We start from the raw sequence: 15,639 nt of genomic DNA on the forward strand, positions 1-15,639 counted from the left end.
GCGGGAGGGGCGTGCTCTTGGCGAGCGGTGTGCGCCGCCGCCCAGTACCGACCTGTGGGTTGGCGGGCCGTTCGTCGTCCAGCACCTCTCCCCTCCCGCAGGCGGGAGGGGTTGGGGGAGGGCAACGGAGCCTCGCAGAGCCCCACACCACTGTTGCACCGCCGCATCGCCCGCCCCGCCAAATCGTGCCGGAACGCAACAAGCACGATGCGTCCGCGTTGCTGGCCTTTTGGGGCCATGCTAGGGCGTCGCGATGATCACAGGGTTGCCACTCATGTCGCCGATGATCCTTCCCATCACCGGCACGATCGCCCGGTCATGAGCATCGCACCGACCGGAAACGCGATCATGGCGAACGACGATGCGCAGCCGCATCATCCGCAGGGCATGGCGCGCCTCGCGCTGGGGGCGATCGGCGTCGTGTTCGGCGATATCGGCACCAGCCCGCTTTATGCGTTCCGCGAAACCTTCGCGAACCCGCACCATCCGCTGCCGCTCGACACGGCGCATATCCTGGGCGTCGTCAGCCTGATCTTCTGGTCGATGATGATCGTCGTGTCGGTCAAATATGTCGCGATCATCATGCGCGCCGACAATAAGGGCGAGGGGGGCAGCCTGGCGCTGCTCGCACTTGTGTCGGGGCAGACCAAGACGCGGCGCTGGTCGCGCGGGATCGTGCTGCTGGGCGTGTTCGCCACCGCGCTCTTCTATGGCGACAGCATGATCACGCCCGCCGTCACCGTGCTCAGCGCGGTCGAGGGCTTGGCGGTCGCCGCGCCCGCATTCGGCGGCTTCGTCCTGCCGATCGCGATCACCATCCTGATCGTGCTGTTCAAGATCCAGCGGTCGGGGACCGAGCGGGTGGGCCTGTTCTTCGGCCCCGTCATGCTCGTCTATTTCGCGTCGATCGCGGTGCTGGGGGTGCTGAGCTTCATCCAGACGCCGGGCGTGCTGTGGGCGCTGTCGCCGCATTATGCGATCCAGTTCTTCTTCATCGACCCGTTGCGCGGTTTCCTGGCGCTAGGCTCGGTGGTGCTGGCGGTGACAGGCGCGGAGGCGCTCTATGCCGATATGGGGCATTTCGGGCGGCGGCCGATCGGCCTGTCGTGGCTGGTCTTCGTGCTCCCCGCGCTGATGCTCAACTATATGGGGCAGGGGGCGCTGCTGTTCCGCGAGGGCGCGGCGGCGCTGGAGAGCCCCTTCTACATGCTGGCGCCCGAAGGGTTGCAGCTGCCGCTCGTCATCCTGGCCACCGCCGCCGCCGTCATCGCCAGCCAGGCGGTGATCACCGGGGCCTTCTCGGTCACGCAACAGGCGATCCAGCTCGGCTTCATGCCGCGTCTGCGGATCGAACATACCTCGGCGGCGACCGCCGGGCAGATCTACATCCCGCTCATCAACTGGATGCTGATGGTGATGGTGATCCTGCTGGTGTTGTTCTTCCGGTCGTCGTCCAACCTGACCTCGGCCTATGGCATCGCGGTGACGGGGGCGATGCTGATCGATACCTGCCTGCTGGGCGTCGCGCTGACCCGGTTGTGGAAGTGGCCGCTCTATGCCGCCGTGCCCTTGCTGGCGCTGTTCTTCCTGGTCGACGGGGCCTATTTCCTCGCCAACCTGACCAAGGTTCCCGCCGGGGGCTGGTTCCCGCTGCTGGTCGGCTTCATCATCTTCACCTTCCTCACCACCTGGTCGACGGGCCGCAAGCTGATGATCCAGCGCCTGCGGGAGGGGACGATGCCGATCCATATCTTCATCGATTCGGCGGCGGGTGCGGCGAGCCGGGTGCCGGGCACCGCGATCTTCATGACCTCCTCGCCCGAGGGGGTGCCGCACGCGCTGCTCCACAATCTGAAGCACAACAAGGTGCTGCACGAGCGGATCATCCTGTTGACCGTCAAGATCGTCAGCCAGCCCTATTGGCCCGAGGATGACCGCGCCAAGCTGGACGATCTGGGGCACGGCTTCCACCGCCTGGTCCTGCGCTTCGGCTTCATGGAGGAGGCCGACGTCCCCGCCGCGCTGAAGCGGGTCGAGATGGCGGGCGGCAGCTTCAAGATGATGGACACCAGCTTCTTCCTGTCGCGCCAGACGCTGCTGGCGGCGGAGCGGCCCGGCATGTCGGTATGGCGCGAAAAGCTGTTCTCCTGGATGCTGCGCAACGCCGAAAGCGCGATGGAGTTCTTCCGCCTGCCGACCAACCGCGTGGTCGAACTGGGCAGCCAGGTGGAAATCTAGCGCGTGTCGTCCGCTCCCGCGCCGATCATCGTCTCCGCCCTGTTCGGGCGGGCGGACCAAAGCTGGTTCGACGGGCTGCGGCGCGAGCATTTCCCGCCCGAGCGCAACGTCCTCGACGCGCATTGCACGCTGTTCCACCATCTGCCCCCCTCGGTCGAGGCGGAATTGAAGCACCGGCTGAACGGCCTGACGCGCGGGCTTCGCGCGCCGGAGGCCCGGGCGGGCGGGGTGATGTCGCTGGGCCGGGGTGTCGCGATCCGGATCGAGTCGCCGGGACTGGTCGCCATCCGTCGCGATCTGGTCGAGGCCTTTGCCGGTCTGCTGACCCCGCAGGATGCGGGCGGATGGCGGCCGCATGTCACCGTCCAGAACAAGGTGACGCCGACCACCGCCAAGCTGCTGCTGCAACAGATGGAGCGCGATTTCCGTCCCCGCGCGGTCGAGCTGATCGGGCTGGGCGCATGGTGGTATCGGGGCGGTCCGTGGGAAATGATCTCGCGTCATTTGTTCGCTTGACGCCCTGAAAACCCCTGTCTATAGGCGCGCCTCCACCGGGTGGAACGCCTAGCATGGCGAAGTAGCTCAGCTGGTTAGAGCAGCGGAATCATAATCCGCGTGTCGGGGGTTCAAGTCCCTCCTTCGCTACCACCCGGTGTATTTTCCCAACATTTCGAAGCGTGTTACGCTCTCCGCGCGTGTCGTGGCCTTCCGTCCGGGAATGGGCTTACTTCTATTGTGGCGGGTGGCGCCCCCAATGGGCGCGCGCTGTCGACTTCCATCCCGTCATGGCGCGCCGCTCGTTCCCGAGATCGTTCTTGCCGCTCCGTAGATTTGATCCGAACCGGATCAAGTTTGGGCGACATGTCGCCCCCTTTAACGTGTTTCGACGGCATGTGACTTGCGGACCTGCGGCCTTTCCATGATCGGCAAATCGGATGATTTGGCCGACCAATTCGGTTCGGAAACCAACCTGCCGCAAGGTATCGTGAGATAAATGTGGTATTCCGATAATTTACGGGCATGCCGTTGAGTGCGGCATGGAATCTTGATCCAGGTTGCTGTATCGCTTCGACCGAGACGGATGGCATGTAAGGTTACGAATCGACATGCATTTTAACCGCTCCTTCGCATCTGAAGGATAGGAAATCCCAAAGATTTCAGGGGGGCTTTGGTTCTTACGCCGTGAACGCTGCAGTCTACGCACTGATAGCCAATAGCTGCATGGCAGCGCTGTTCGTCATGACCTATGGCGTGGTGGCCGTGTCCTATCCGCGCCAGCGGGCGGCGGCGTGGTTCATGGGCAGCTACTTTCTGGGGTTCCTGACCCCGGTATGCGAGTTGATGATCCGCTTCACCGATCATGTCCCGATCTTTTCGCTGTTCGGCTATGCGGTGTTCCTGGGCGGTATCCTGATGATGTCGGTGGGGGTGCAGGCCTTTGCCGGGCGACGCCCAAGCTGGCGATTCGCGCTGCTGGTCTGGATCGCCGGGATCGCGCTGCGGCTGGCGATCTGGGGCGGCGCGCGCGGCACCATGCCCTATGAGCTGTTGTTCCAGCTGCCCTTCGCCATCGCGTCGTTCCTGGTGCTATTGGCGGTGCGGTGGATCGGGCAGAAGGGGCCGATCCGTGGTCTGCTGATGGGCATTTTCGGCATCATCTGCGGCCATTTCCTGGCAAAGCCCTTCCTGGCCATTTCGCTGGGCTCGGGCGCTTCGGCCAAGGCCTATGCCAACAGTGTCTACGCCGTGGCGTCGCAGGTTTCGACCGGCGTGCTGCTGGTCGCGGCGGGGCTGTGCCTGATGCTGCTGGTCATCCAAAAGGCCCTGGAGGAGAGCATTCTCGATGCCGAGACCGATCCGCTGACCAAATTGACCAACCGGCGCGGATTGAACCGGATCGCGCCCCGACTGATGGCCGAGGCGGAGCGGGACGGGCGGGGCCTGTATGTGCTGGTGCTCGACCTGGATTACTTCAAGCGGATCAACGATGACTATGGTCATGCGACCGGCGACGCGGTGCTGGTCGCCTTTGCCCGCCTGCTGGAGACGCTGGCGACGCGCGATGTGCTGACCGTGCGCATGGGGGGCGAGGAATTCGCGCTGCTGGTTCCCGATGGGGAAAGCGCGCCGGATGCGATCGACAACCGTGCGACCCGATTGGGTAGGTCGATCCGCGTCGCGCTGGAGTCGTTCATGGACCCGGGCATGCCGCGCTTGACGGTCAGCGGCGGGGTCGTCCGCTATATCAAGGGGGAGACGCTGGAAGGACTGGTCGCGCGCGCGGATCAACTGGCCTATCGCGCGAAGCGGGCGGGGCGCGACCGTATCCTGCACGACCGCAGCGATGTCGTGCCCGAGCGCAACCTCGTCTGGCCCGAAAGCGCGCGCCTCGTCGCGGGATAGATTTTAGAGCAGGATGACATGGAGTCGACCCGAGCCGAGCCCCTCCCCTGAAGGGGAGGGGTGGATCAACCTGATGTCATCCCGCTCCAGTCGAATAACCGGTGAGGATCGTGCGCGACCAGCATCGCGTCGGCGCGGGCCAATGCGATCAGGGTCAGGTCGTGCGCGCGGGCATGGTCGATCGCCAGGCTGGTCGGGGCCGAAATGCCGATCAGCAGGCCGACCCCCGCCACCAGCGCCTTGTCCACCATCTCGTAGCTGATGCGCGAGGTGACGAGGACAAAGTCGGCGCGGCGATCCGGCTCGACCGCCAGTCGTCCCACCAGCTTGTCGAGGGCATTGTGCCGCCCGACATCCTCCGCCGCCGCCAGCACCTGGCCGGTCGCATCGCAGGCGATGGCGGCATGGATCGCGCCGGTCCGGGCGTTGAGCGGCTGATGCGCGCGGATATCGTCCAGCGCGGCGAACAGCGTCGCGGGGGCGACCCGTGGGGCGGGGGGGCGCTTCGTCACCGGACGGGCGATCTGCTCCAGCCCCGACAGCCCGCATAGCCCGCAACTCGTGTCGCTGGTCCGGTGGCGCACCCGATCCTGCATCCGGCCGCGCAGATGCCCGGCAAGGGTGACGCGGACGATCCACCCCGCATCCGCCGCAAAGGGCTCGATGGCGAGGATGTCGCGCGGCGTATCGATCAGCCGCTCGGTCAGGAGGAAGCCGGTGGCGAAATCCTCCAGCCGCTGGGGCGTCATCATCATCACGGCATAGCCGAAACCGTCCACCTCGATCGCGACGGGGCATTCCACCGCGACGGCGCGCTCGATCGGCGACGCTTGCCCGTCCGGGGACAGGCGCAGCAATGTCAGCGGCCGGGTCGGCTCGGCATCGACGTTTACAGGGACGCTCACAGGGCAGCGAGGTCGGCGGGGGTGTTCACATTGGCGATCGGCTCGGGCGAGGGGACCGGAAGCGCCCCGATCGCGCGGGTCCAGCCGCGCACCGACCGATCGTGCCCCAGCGACAGATGCGCCATCAGATGCGCGCCCAGCGCGGCGGGCCATAGCCCCAGCACCGGCGCGTCCTGACAATAGCTGGGCTCGCGCCGCAATATTGCCTGGATCAGCCCGTCCGGCAGGCGCGGCATGTCGCATCCGATCGTCAGCACGCAGCGAAAGCCGTTGGCGGCGGCATAATCCAGTGCCCCGGCGATGCCGCCCAAGGGGCCCAGGTCGGGCTCGGGCATGTCGGGCACGCCGTCATCTCCGCCCACCTGCACCACATGCGTGCAATAGGGGGCGATGGTGGCGCGGGCATGCGCCACCAATGTCCGGTTGCCGAACATGGCGACCGCCTTGTTCGATCCGAAGCGCGACGATCGCCCCCCGGCCAGTACGGCTCCCAATATGCTCATGACCGCCTTCTCATGCCTGGGCGCGCACTTTCACCGGTACGGACTTGCCCGCGGGCACATGGCTTTCCAGTGCATGATGTTCCAGCGGGATCAGATAGTTGAGCTCCGGGTAATAGCCGCCGATGCAGCCTTCCGGGATGTTGTACTCGACCACCCGCAGCCCCTCGACCACGCGGTGCTCGCCGTCATCGGCATCGCCCTCCAGCGCGATGGTCTGGCCATCGGTCAGGCCGAGTTTGGCGATGTCGGCCTTGTTCATCATCGCGACCATGCGCGTCCCGCTGATCCCCCGGAAGCGATCGTCATAACCATAGATGGTCGTGTTGAACTGGTCGTTGGAGCGCAGCGTGATCAGCCGCATCCGGCCCTCGGCGGGGGTGATACCGGAAGCGTCCATCGCGCGCGGTACGTTGAACTCGGCCTTGCCGCTCTCGGTTTCCCATTGGCGGTGCGAGGCGGGATTGCCCTTCCAGAAGCCGCCCGGCTCGAACAGGCGTTCGTTGAAATTGGCGAACTTGTCCGGGTAGACATTCTCGATGGCGATGCGGACCTGAGCATAATCGCCGACCCATTCGTCCCACGGGACGTTGGGATTGGGCTCCAGCACCGCCTTGGCGATGCCCGCGACGATGGCGGGTTCGGACAGGAGCGTATCAGCGGCGGGCGTCGCCTTGCCGACCGAGCCGTAGATATGGCTGAACGAATCCTCCATCGACACCGCCTGGCGACCGCCCTTTTGCATATCGGTCTCCAGCCGCCCCAGGCAGGGGAGGATGTAGCTTTCCTCGCCCGGCACCAGATGGCTCTTGTTGAGCTTGGTGGCGATATGGACGGTGATGGGCAGCTTGCTCCAGGCCGCCTTCATCTTGGCATGTTCGGGCGTTGCACGCAGGAAGTTGCCGCCAAGCTGGACGAAGCCCTGGGCGGTCCCCGCGATGATCTGGCGGCAGGCCTCGACCGTGTCCCAGCCATCCTCGGTCGGCGGCTCGAACTCGAAGAGTTCCTTCAATCGTTCGACGGGGGCGAGTTCGGTCTTCTCGGTGATGCCGACGGTCCGCTGGCCCTGCACATTGCTGTGCCCGCGCACCGGGCCCGGCCCCGCGCCCTCGCGGCCGATATTGCCGCGCAGCAGGAGCAGGTTGACGATCATGTGCAGCGCGTCGATGCCATAGCGGTGCTGGGTGATGCCCATGCCATAGACCGCGATCACGCGTTCGGATTTCATATAGACGCGCGCGGCCTGCTCGATCGCGTCGCGGGTCAGGCCGGAGTCGCGGATGATCTCGCTCCACGCGGCGTTGCGGCAGTAATGGGCGAAATCCTCGAACCGGGTCGTGTGCTGTTCGATGAAGTGATGGTCGAGGATGCGCTTCGTCCCCTTGGCGACCGCGCGGTCGTCTTCCTCGATCACCAGCTTGCAGATGCCGGTCAGCGCGGCGATGTCGCCGCCCGCCTTCACCTGATGATACTGGCTGGAGATGTCGGTCGAGCTGCCGGTCAGCATCTGCACCGGGTTCTGCGGCGAGGCGAAGCGCTCCCATCCGCGCTCGCGCAAGGGATTGAAGGTCACGATCTCCACCCCGCGCTTGGCGCAGGCCTGGAGGTTGTGGAGCATCCGGGGGGCGTTGGTCGCGACATTCTGCCCGAAGGAGAAGATCGCGTCGCACTTGTCGTAATCCTCCATCTGGATCGTCGCGACGGGCGATCCGATGGCGGACTTGAGGCCGACCGAGGTCGTCTCATGGCACATGTTCGAGCTGTCGGGCAGGTTCTGCTGCCCCCACATCCGCGCGAACAGCGAGTACATGAACGAGGTTTCGAGGGAGGCGCGGCCCGAGGCGTAGAGGACGACCTTGGTCGGATCGCACGTCTTCAGCTTCCGCCCGATCGCGGCGAAGGCATCGTCCCAACTGACCGCGACATATTTGTCCGTCGCGCGGTCATAGCGCATCGGATGGGTCAGGCGGCCCGCCTGTTCCAGGTCATGGTCGGGCCAGGCCTCCAATTCGGTGACCGTGTGCCGGGCGAAGAAGTCCGGCGTGACGCGAAGGGAGCTGAGTTCCCAGGCGGTCGCCTTCGCGCCATTCTCGCAGAATTCGGCGATGTGCGGCTTGGCGGGCTTGCCCCAGGCGCAGCTCACGCACATCACCCCGCCGGGCTTGTTCTGGCGACGTAGCGTGTCGAGCGTTTCCGGCCCCAGCCCCTCCTTGGGCAGGATCTTGGCCATGCCCTTCATCGAACCCCAACCGCCGGCGGGGGCGGTATATTCGGTGATCTTCACATCGTCGTCGTCGCGCATCGGGCAAATCTCCACTCGAAACGCTGAACGAAGCAAGCGCCGAATGGCCGCATGAGAAGCAGTTCATTTTTGTCGCTCGTGTGACTATCTAGGGCGCAAACATGCTTCACAGGATTCCGACATGACCACCCACGCCACCCGCATGCTCATCCTCGGTTCCGGCCCCGCCGGACTGTCCGCCGCCATTTATGGCGCGCGGGCGGGGATGCGGCCGATCGTGGTGCAGGGCATCCAGCCGGGCGGTCAGCTGACCACCACCACCGATGTCGAGAATTACCCCGGTTTCGCCGATGTGATCCAGGGCCCCTGGCTGATGGAGCAAATGCAGAAGCAGGCCGAGCATGTCGGCGCGCGGATGATGTGGGACACGATCACCGAGGTCGACCTGACCAGCCGTCCGTTCCGCCTGATCGGTGACGGCGGCGACGTCTATGAGGGCGAGGTGCTGGTCATCGCGACCGGCGCTCAGGCCAAGTGGCTGGGCCTCGACAGCGAGGACGCGATGAAGGGCAAGGGCGTGTCGGCCTGCGCGACCTGCGATGGCTTCTTCTATCGCGGCAAGAAGGTGGCGGTGATCGGCGGCGGCAATACTGCGGTCGAGGAGGCGCTGTACCTGACCAACCATTCGGACGACGTGACGCTGATCCACCGCCGTGATTCGCTGCGCGCCGAGCGTATCCTTCAGGAGCGGCTGTTCGCCCATCCGAACGTGAAGGTCCTCTGGAACAAGGAAGTCCGCGAGTTCGTCGACGGCGGCGGCAATGCGGGCCTCATCGCGCTGGACCTGCTCGACACCGTCACCGGCGAGCATAGCCGCCTGGACGTCGAGGGTGGCTTCGTCGCGATCGGTCACCACCCGGCGACCGAGCTGTTCCGGGGGCATCTGGAGCTGGATTCGGACGGCTATATCGCGGTCGAGACGGGTTCGACCCGTACCAGCGTGCCGGGCGTGTTCGCCTGCGGCGACGTGGCGGACAAGGTCTATCGCCAGGCGGTGACGGCGGCGGGCACCGGCTGCATGGCCGCGCTGGACGCCGAGCGTTTCCTGGCGGCGGCGGAGTTCGAGGACATGGCCAAGGCGGCGGAGTAGAATCCTCCCAATTCCTCCCCTGTAAGGGGAGGTGGCGCGCGAAGCGCGTCGGAGGGGTGTCCCGCTATCTATAGGGGCGACACCCCTCCGTCAGGCCTGACGGCCTGACACCTCCCCTTGCAGGGGAGGAATCATCGTCAACTCAGCCGGTCGATCGCTTCGGGCGTCAGCGATCCCGGAATGATCATCACCGGCACCGGCAGCGCGCCGGCATCGGTGCCGGCGAAATGGCTCACCAGCTTGCCCGGTGCGCCGCTGGCCGCCGCGCCCAGCACCAGCGCGGCGATGTCGGGATTGGCGGCGATGATCTCGCGGATCACCTTCGGCCCGTCGCCCTCGCGCACCGTGATCGAGGGGCGCAGGCCCGATTCGTCCAATATGGTGCCAGCCGCACTGGCGAGCAGCGCCTCGGCCTGCTGGCGCGCCTCGTCCTCGATCGTTGCCTGCACGCCGCCGAACGCGATGAACTCCTGCGGGGGCAGCATGGTCAGGATTTCCACCCCGCCGCCGGTCTTCACCGCCCGCCTTGCCGCGAAGCGCAGGGCGATTTTCGACTCCGGGCTATCGTCGATCACGACCAGATAGATACGCATGGCGGCCCCCTTTTTGTCTCCGACCGATGCCGTGACATAGTATTTCGTGCAAGGCCATGACTTGACCAAGCGCCATTCGGGCGCAAGAGACGGGCCGCTACGGAATTGGTTTGCCCCGAGAGGACCTCCATGTCGATCGAGATCAAGATGCCCGCGCTGTCGCCGACCATGGAGGAAGGCACGCTGGCCAAATGGCTGGTGAAGGAAGGCGATACCGTGAAGTCCGGCGACATCATGGCCGAGATCGAAACCGACAAGGCGACGATGGAATTCGAAGCCGTCGACGAGGGCGTGATCGCCAAGATCCTCGTGTCCGAAGGTTCGGACAATGTGAAGGTCGGCACCGTCATCGCGATCCTGGCCGAAGAGGGCGAGGATGCTTCGTCGGTCCAGGCCCCGACCAAGTCGGAAACCCCGGCTCCCGCCAAGCCGATGCCGACCGACCCCACCGATCCCAACAAGACCGGCAGCGAGGCGAAGCCCGCCGAGCGCACGGTCGAGCAGGCTGAGGATCACGGCAAGCCTGCCGATTCGGGCAGCAAGGCTGGCAACGGCCGCGCGATCGCCAGCCCGCTGGCGCGCCGCATCGCTTCGCAAAAGGGCCTCGACCTGTCCGCGCTGACCGGCTCGGGCCCGAACGGCCGCATCGTGAAGGCCGACGTCGAGAATGCGCAGCCGGGCCAGGCCAAGGCCGCTCCGGTCTCCGCTTCTGCTCCGGCCGAAACCGCTGCCGCTCCGGCCGCGCCGAAGCCCGCCCAGGTGCCGGATATACCGCACGAGGCGTCGAAGCTGTCCAACATGCGCAAGACCATCGCGCGCCGCCTGACCGAATCGAAGCAACAGGTGCCGCACATCTATCTGACGGTGGACGTGCGCCTCGACGCGCTGCTCAAGCTGCGTGGCGAATTGAACGCCGGTCTCGAATCGCGCGGCGTGAAGCTGTCGGTCAACGACATGCTGATCAAGGCGCTTGGCGTCGCGCTGATGGCTGTCCCGAAGTGCAACGTCATGTTCACCCCGGACCAGCTCATCAGCTTCAAGCGCGCCGACATCTCGGTCGCGGTGTCGACGCCTGCTGGCCTGATTACCCCGATTGTGTCGGAGGCCGATACCCGCTCGCTGTCGTCCATCTCGACCACGATGAAGGACCTGGCCACCCGCGCTCGCGACAACAAGTTGCAGCCGCATGAATTCCAGGGCGGCACCGCCTCGATCTCGAACATGGGCATGTTCGGCATCAAGCAGTTCGAGGCGGTCATCAACCCGCCCCAGGGCATGATCCTGGCGATCGGCGCGGGCGAGAAGCGCCCCTATATCGTCGACGACCAACTGGGTGTGGCGACCGTCATGTCGGCGACCGGCAGCTTCGACCACCGCGCCATCGACGGTGCCGACGGTGCCGAGCTGATGAAGGTGTTCAAGGAGCTGGTCGAGCGTCCGCTCGCCATGCTCGCCTAAGCGCGTCGGGGGCGGCGTCGTGCGGGTTCGGACCGAGCTGTTCTATATCGGCCTGGGGCTGGTGGCGGCGCTCGTCATGACCTGGGCCGCCGCCTGGGCCTATCCGCTGGCCCGCACCGAAATCTGGTGGTGCGGGGCAGGGGCGATGATCGCGACGCTGGCGATGGGCATTGGCCCGCTCCACCGCGCCCGCATCGCCGATCGCATGGCACGGAGGCATTCGGAACAATGAGCACGCTGCCCGAACAGAACCCTACCATCCGCGTCACCGCCATGCCGTCCGACGCCAATCCGTATGGCGATATCTTCGGCGGCTGGCTGATGGGGCAGATGGACTTGGCGGCGGGCTCGGTGGCGTCGCGCCACTCGGGCGGCCGCGCGGTCACCATCGCGGCGGAGGGCATGAAGTTCCACGCCCCCGTGCTCGTTGGTGATGAAGTGTCGGTCTATGCGACGCTGGTCCGCGTCGGCAACACGTCGATGACCATCGAGGTCGAGGCCTGGCGCCGCGCCCGCCACATGGAGGACGCGACCAAGGTCACGCAGGCGCGCTTCGTGTTCGTCGCGACCGACAAGGACCGCAAGCCGCGCACCGTTCCGCCGATGGCCCCGGCCGAAGACTGAAATTTACTTGGGGGCGAACCCCACGCACCGCCAAGGCGCGCGTTCAGAAGGAAGAGCAAAGTGGCTGACACTTACGACCTTATCGTCCTCGGCTCCGGCCCCGGCGGCTATGTCGCGGCGATCCGCGCGAGCCAGCTTGGCCTGAAGGTCGCGATCGTCGAGCGCGAGCGGCTGGGCGGCATCTGCCTCAACTGGGGCTGTATCCCGACCAAGGCGCTGCTGCGCTCGGCCGAAGTCTATCATTACATGACCCATGCCGCGCAGTACGGCCTGTCGGTCGAAAAGCCCTCGTTCAGCCTGGAGAAGGTGGTCGATCGCAGCCGCAAGGTGGCGGGCCAGCTCAATGCCGGCGTCAAGGGCCTGATGAAGAAGAACAAGGTCGCCGTCCATGAGGGCGTCGGCACCATCACGGGTAAGGGCAAGCTGTCGGTCGTCCAGGGCGACAAGACCACCGAGCTGACCGCCAAGCACATCATCGTCGCCACCGGCGCGCGGGCCCGCGACCTGCCCTTCGCCAAGGCGGACGGCGAGCGGATCTGGACCTATCGCCATGCGATGGTGCCGCCCGCCATGCCGACCAAGCTGCTGGTCATCGGCTCGGGCGCGATCGGCGTCGAGTTCGCCAGCTTCTACAACGACATGGGTGCGGAAGTGACCATCGTCGAGATGCTCGACCGGATCATGCCGGTCGAGGATGCCGAAGTCAGCGAGTTCATGACCAAGCAGCTGACCAAGTTCGGCATGACCATCAAGACCAAGACCGGCCTGGAAAAACTGGAGGCGACCGCGTCGGGCGTGAAGGCCCAGATCAAGGGCCCGGACGGCAAGGTCGAGACCGCCGAGTTCAGCCACGCGATCGTCGCCATCGGCATCGTTCCCAACACCGAGAATATCGGTCTGGAGAAGCTGGGCATCGCCACCGATCGCGGCCACATCAAGACCGACGGCTATGGCCGCACCAATGTCGACGGCATCTGGGCGATCGGCGACGTGACCGGCGCACCCTGGCTGGCGCACAAGGCGAGCCATGAGGGCGTGATCGCCGCCGAGGCCATTGCGCAGGCGCTGGGCAACAAGGATGTCCACCCCCACGCGATGGACAAGGGCAATATCCCGGGTTGCACCTATTCGCGTCCTCAGGTCGCGTCGGTCGGCCTGACCGAAGCGAAGGCCAAGGAAGCCGGTTACGAGGTCAAGGTCGGCAAGTTCCCCTTCATCGGCAACGGCAAGGCGATCGCGCTGGGCGAGGCGGAAGGTTTCGTGAAGACGGTATTCGACGCCAAGACCGGCGAGTTGCTCGGCGCGCACATGGTCGGCGCGGAGGTGACCGAGATGATCCAGGGCTATGTCGTCGCCCGCCAGCTGGAGACGACCGAGGCCGAGCTGATGGAAACGGTGTTCGCGCACCCGACCATCTCGGAATCCATGCATGAGTCGGTGCTGGCCGCTTACGGGCGCGCGCTGCACATCTGATTGCTGCTTAATCTGACTTGGGAAAAGGGGCTCGCGGTGGCGGGCCCCTTTTTCGTAGGGGGATTTCCTTGGCCTTCGACTTCGCTCAGGCTGAACGGCTCGAGGGAGATCGAGAAATATCCCAGCCTCCGTTCAGCCTGAGCGAAGTCGAAGGCTATGTCGGTCACCCTGCCAAGAGCAAAGCGTCAAAGCTCCGCGATCACCGCAACACTCTCGCGCAAGGTCGCGAAATCCGCCTCCAGCAGGCCCATCGTCACATCGAAGATGGTCCGCGCATCGAGCCCGGCGGAGGGTAGATCGAAGCCGATCACCGCATCGGTCACGACGGTCACGGCAAAGCCCAGATCGCTGGCCGAGCGCACGGTCGAGTTGACGCAGAACCCCGCCACCGCGCCGACGACGTACAGATGCGCGATGCCCCGCTCGCGCAAATGGGTTTCCAGCGACGTGCTGGGGAAGGCGGAGGAGGTGGTCTTCACCAGCACCGTCTCGCCCGGCCACTCCCGCGCACAGGGCATCGGCGGATATCCCGGCGCATCGGGGTGCAGGGGCGAGGCGGGATCGGACTCGGCATGGCGGATATGGATCACCGGGCGTCCCGCGTCGCGGAAAGCGGCGGCCAGCGCTTCGATGGCGGTGGGCGCACCCCCATTGACGTGCGGCCGCCCGTCCTCGATCCGCTGTTGCATCGCCATCTGCATGTCGATGATCATAAGCGCGGTGTCGTTGTCCAAGGCCTGTCCCCCTATTGGCCGAGCGATGTTAGGGCTAATCGACATTCATGCTACTTCTTCTTCCCTCTCCCCTCCATGAGGGGCGAGGGAAAGAACGGCATATCTGAACCTCGATCGGGGCTAGCCGGAGCGGGGCGTTCGGGCCAGCCCATAACGCAAAGGTCATGCCGGCCGATCGGCATCGCCATGCCGCGATGCACCGCATTCCGCTTGCGAAACATCCGCTTTTGGCCGCATCGGTCGCGTCCGTCATGACCCGAGCCCTTAGCCACCGCCTGCGCATCGTCGTCGCCACGCTGGTCCTGTTCGGGCTCAGCATGCTGATCTTCGCGCCCGGCTATGTCGAATATGACAGCGTCGGCCAATATGGTCAGGCGCTGAGCGGTCAGTATGATGACTGGCATCCGCCGGTGATGGCGCGGCTCTGGTCGCTGTTCGTCGGCCATGGCGCCGGACCGATGCTGGCGCTGCAAATGGCGGGCTGGTGGCTGGGGCTGGGCGGCGTGGCGGCGGCGATCGTCGACCGGCGGCCGCGTGCGGCGCTGATGGTGCTGGCGATCGGGCTGGTGCCGCCCTGGCTCGGCTGGCAGGTCACCGTCCTGAAGGACGCGCAGATGACCGGCGCGGCGCTCGCCGCCATCGGGATCATCGGCTGGTGGCGGTTGCGCGAGCGAAGCGTCCCGCCTGCGGCCTGGATGGCGGCGGGGCTGCTGCTCACCTATGCCGCGCTGGTCCGGGCCAATGCGGTCTTCGCCATCGCGCCGCTCGTCGCGCTTCTCGTCGCCGCGCGCTGGCGGAGCCGGATCGCGATCGTCATCGGGCTGACGTTGGCGACGCTCATTCTGTCACCGGTCGTGAACCATCGCCTGCTGGGGGCGAAGGATAGCGGCGTCGCGCGGACCCAGGCGCTGTACGACCTGGCGGGGATCGCGGTGCAGGTGGGCGACGACCCGAGACTGGGCCTGAGCGCCACGGAGATTGCGGCGATCGCCGCGAAGCGATGCGTGAAGCCATTCTTCTGGGACCCGTTGGGCGAGCCGACCCGGTGCGGTACCGTGCTCCAGAGGTTCGAAGCCACGCCCCCGGGCCGCATCTATGCCCGGCTGGCCCCCGCCATCGTGCATCATCCGGCCGCCTATGCCGAACAGAGGCTGGGGCATGCGAATTCGACATGGCGGCTATGGGTGCCCGCGCGCTGGCCCGGCGCCAGTCCGCCCGAGGCGAGCGAGCCCAATGATCTCGGCCTGACGCAGCCGGGGCGTGTCGCCCTGACGTGGCAGCGCATGGCGGGGCAGTGGGTGGACGTGCCCGTCATGTGG

14 protein-coding genes and 1 tRNA gene are annotated in these 15,639 nt (G+C 66.0%); 10 read left to right on the forward strand and 5 right to left on the reverse strand.

What is annotated here, in order from left to right; translation table 11 throughout:
- Window positions 1-348 precede the first annotated feature (348 nt).
- From OXQ33_RS16610 to OXQ33_RS16625, 4 genes are all read left to right on the forward strand, one after another.
- Window positions 349-2,238: a potassium transporter Kup gene (locus tag OXQ33_RS16610; protein WP_267435821.1), complete on the forward strand. Its 1,890-nt coding sequence runs from the start codon at window positions 349-351 to the stop codon at window positions 2,236-2,238.
- A 3-nt stretch (window positions 2,239-2,241) separates the two neighbouring features.
- Window positions 2,242-2,754, forward strand: coding sequence for a 2'-5' RNA ligase family protein (locus OXQ33_RS16615; RefSeq protein WP_267435798.1), 513 nt, complete (start codon window positions 2,242-2,244; stop codon window positions 2,752-2,754).
- 55 nt (window positions 2,755-2,809) lie between these two features.
- Window positions 2,810-2,886: transfer RNA gene (locus OXQ33_RS16620), tRNA-Met, on the forward strand.
- Window positions 2,887-3,459: 573 nt separating this feature from the next.
- Window positions 3,460-4,641 carry a GGDEF domain-containing protein gene (locus OXQ33_RS16625; protein WP_267435800.1) on the forward strand — a complete coding sequence of 394 codons (1,182 nt, stop codon included), beginning with the start codon at window positions 3,460-3,462 and terminating at the stop codon, window positions 4,639-4,641.
- 65 nt (window positions 4,642-4,706) lie between these two features.
- Here the strand turns inward: OXQ33_RS16625 and fdhD are convergent, their stop codons facing one another.
- Genes fdhD through OXQ33_RS16640 form a run of 3 tightly spaced genes read right to left on the reverse strand, consistent with a single transcriptional unit; the run spans window position 4,707 to window position 8,348 of the window.
- Window positions 4,707-5,546, reverse strand: a complete 840-nt coding sequence (fdhD, locus tag OXQ33_RS16630) for a formate dehydrogenase accessory sulfurtransferase FdhD (RefSeq protein ID WP_267435802.1) — start codon at window positions 5,544-5,546, stop codon at window positions 4,707-4,709.
- Complete coding sequence (locus OXQ33_RS16635; RefSeq protein WP_267435804.1) at window positions 5,543-6,049, reverse strand: molybdenum cofactor guanylyltransferase; 507 nt, start codon at window positions 6,047-6,049, stop codon at window positions 5,543-5,545. Before OXQ33_RS16635 ends, fdhD begins: the two co-directional genes overlap by 4 nt.
- Window positions 6,050-6,059: 10 nt before the next feature.
- Window positions 6,060-8,348: an FdhF/YdeP family oxidoreductase gene (locus OXQ33_RS16640; protein WP_267435806.1), complete on the reverse strand. Its 2,289-nt coding sequence runs from the start codon at window positions 8,346-8,348 to the stop codon at window positions 6,060-6,062.
- Window positions 8,349-8,469: 121 nt separating this feature from the next.
- Between OXQ33_RS16640 and trxB the strand changes: the two genes are divergently transcribed.
- A complete protein-coding gene (gene trxB, locus OXQ33_RS16645; protein ID WP_267435807.1) occupies window positions 8,470-9,438 on the forward strand; it encodes a thioredoxin-disulfide reductase in 969 nt (322 codons plus the stop codon).
- A 137-nt stretch (window positions 9,439-9,575) separates the two neighbouring features.
- Here the strand turns inward: trxB and OXQ33_RS16650 are convergent, their stop codons facing one another.
- Window positions 9,576-10,031, reverse strand: a complete 456-nt coding sequence (locus tag OXQ33_RS16650; RefSeq protein WP_267435809.1) for a universal stress protein — start codon at window positions 10,029-10,031, stop codon at window positions 9,576-9,578.
- Between the two features lie 129 nt (window positions 10,032-10,160).
- Between OXQ33_RS16650 and OXQ33_RS16655 the strand changes: the two genes are divergently transcribed.
- The 4 genes from OXQ33_RS16655 to lpdA are packed head-to-tail and all read left to right on the forward strand — an operon-like array spanning window position 10,161 to window position 13,586.
- Window positions 10,161-11,489 (forward strand): pyruvate dehydrogenase complex dihydrolipoamide acetyltransferase, encoded by a 1,329-nt coding sequence (locus OXQ33_RS16655; RefSeq protein ID WP_267435811.1) that lies wholly within the window; start codon window positions 10,161-10,163, stop codon window positions 11,487-11,489.
- A gap of 19 nt (window positions 11,490-11,508) precedes the next feature.
- Window positions 11,509-11,721 carry a hypothetical protein gene (locus tag OXQ33_RS16660; RefSeq protein ID WP_267435812.1) on the forward strand — a complete coding sequence of 71 codons (213 nt, stop codon included), beginning with the start codon at window positions 11,509-11,511 and terminating at the stop codon, window positions 11,719-11,721.
- The gene (locus tag OXQ33_RS16665) at window positions 11,718-12,113 is read left to right on the forward strand and encodes an acyl-CoA thioesterase (RefSeq protein WP_267435814.1); all 396 of its coding nucleotides are present in this window, start codon (window positions 11,718-11,720) and stop codon (window positions 12,111-12,113) included. Before OXQ33_RS16660 ends, OXQ33_RS16665 begins: the two co-directional genes overlap by 4 nt.
- A gap of 60 nt (window positions 12,114-12,173) precedes the next feature.
- Window positions 12,174-13,586, forward strand: a complete 1,413-nt coding sequence (gene lpdA, locus OXQ33_RS16670) for a dihydrolipoyl dehydrogenase (RefSeq protein ID WP_267435815.1) — start codon at window positions 12,174-12,176, stop codon at window positions 13,584-13,586.
- Window positions 13,587-13,771: 185 nt separating this feature from the next.
- On the opposite strand, the gene OXQ33_RS16675 is transcribed toward lpdA, so the two are convergent.
- Window positions 13,772-14,320, reverse strand: a complete 549-nt coding sequence (locus tag OXQ33_RS16675) for an isochorismatase family protein (protein ID WP_267435817.1) — start codon at window positions 14,318-14,320, stop codon at window positions 13,772-13,774.
- Between the two features lie 251 nt (window positions 14,321-14,571).
- Here OXQ33_RS16675 and OXQ33_RS16680 point away from each other — a divergent pair.
- Window positions 14,572-15,639: hypothetical protein (locus OXQ33_RS16680; protein WP_267435819.1), on the forward strand; the 1,068-nt coding region annotated here is incomplete at its 3' end.

This window comes from Sphingomonas sp. GM_Shp_1, assembly GCF_026540895.1.
GTDB lineage: Bacteria > Pseudomonadota > Alphaproteobacteria > Sphingomonadales > Sphingomonadaceae > Sphingomonas.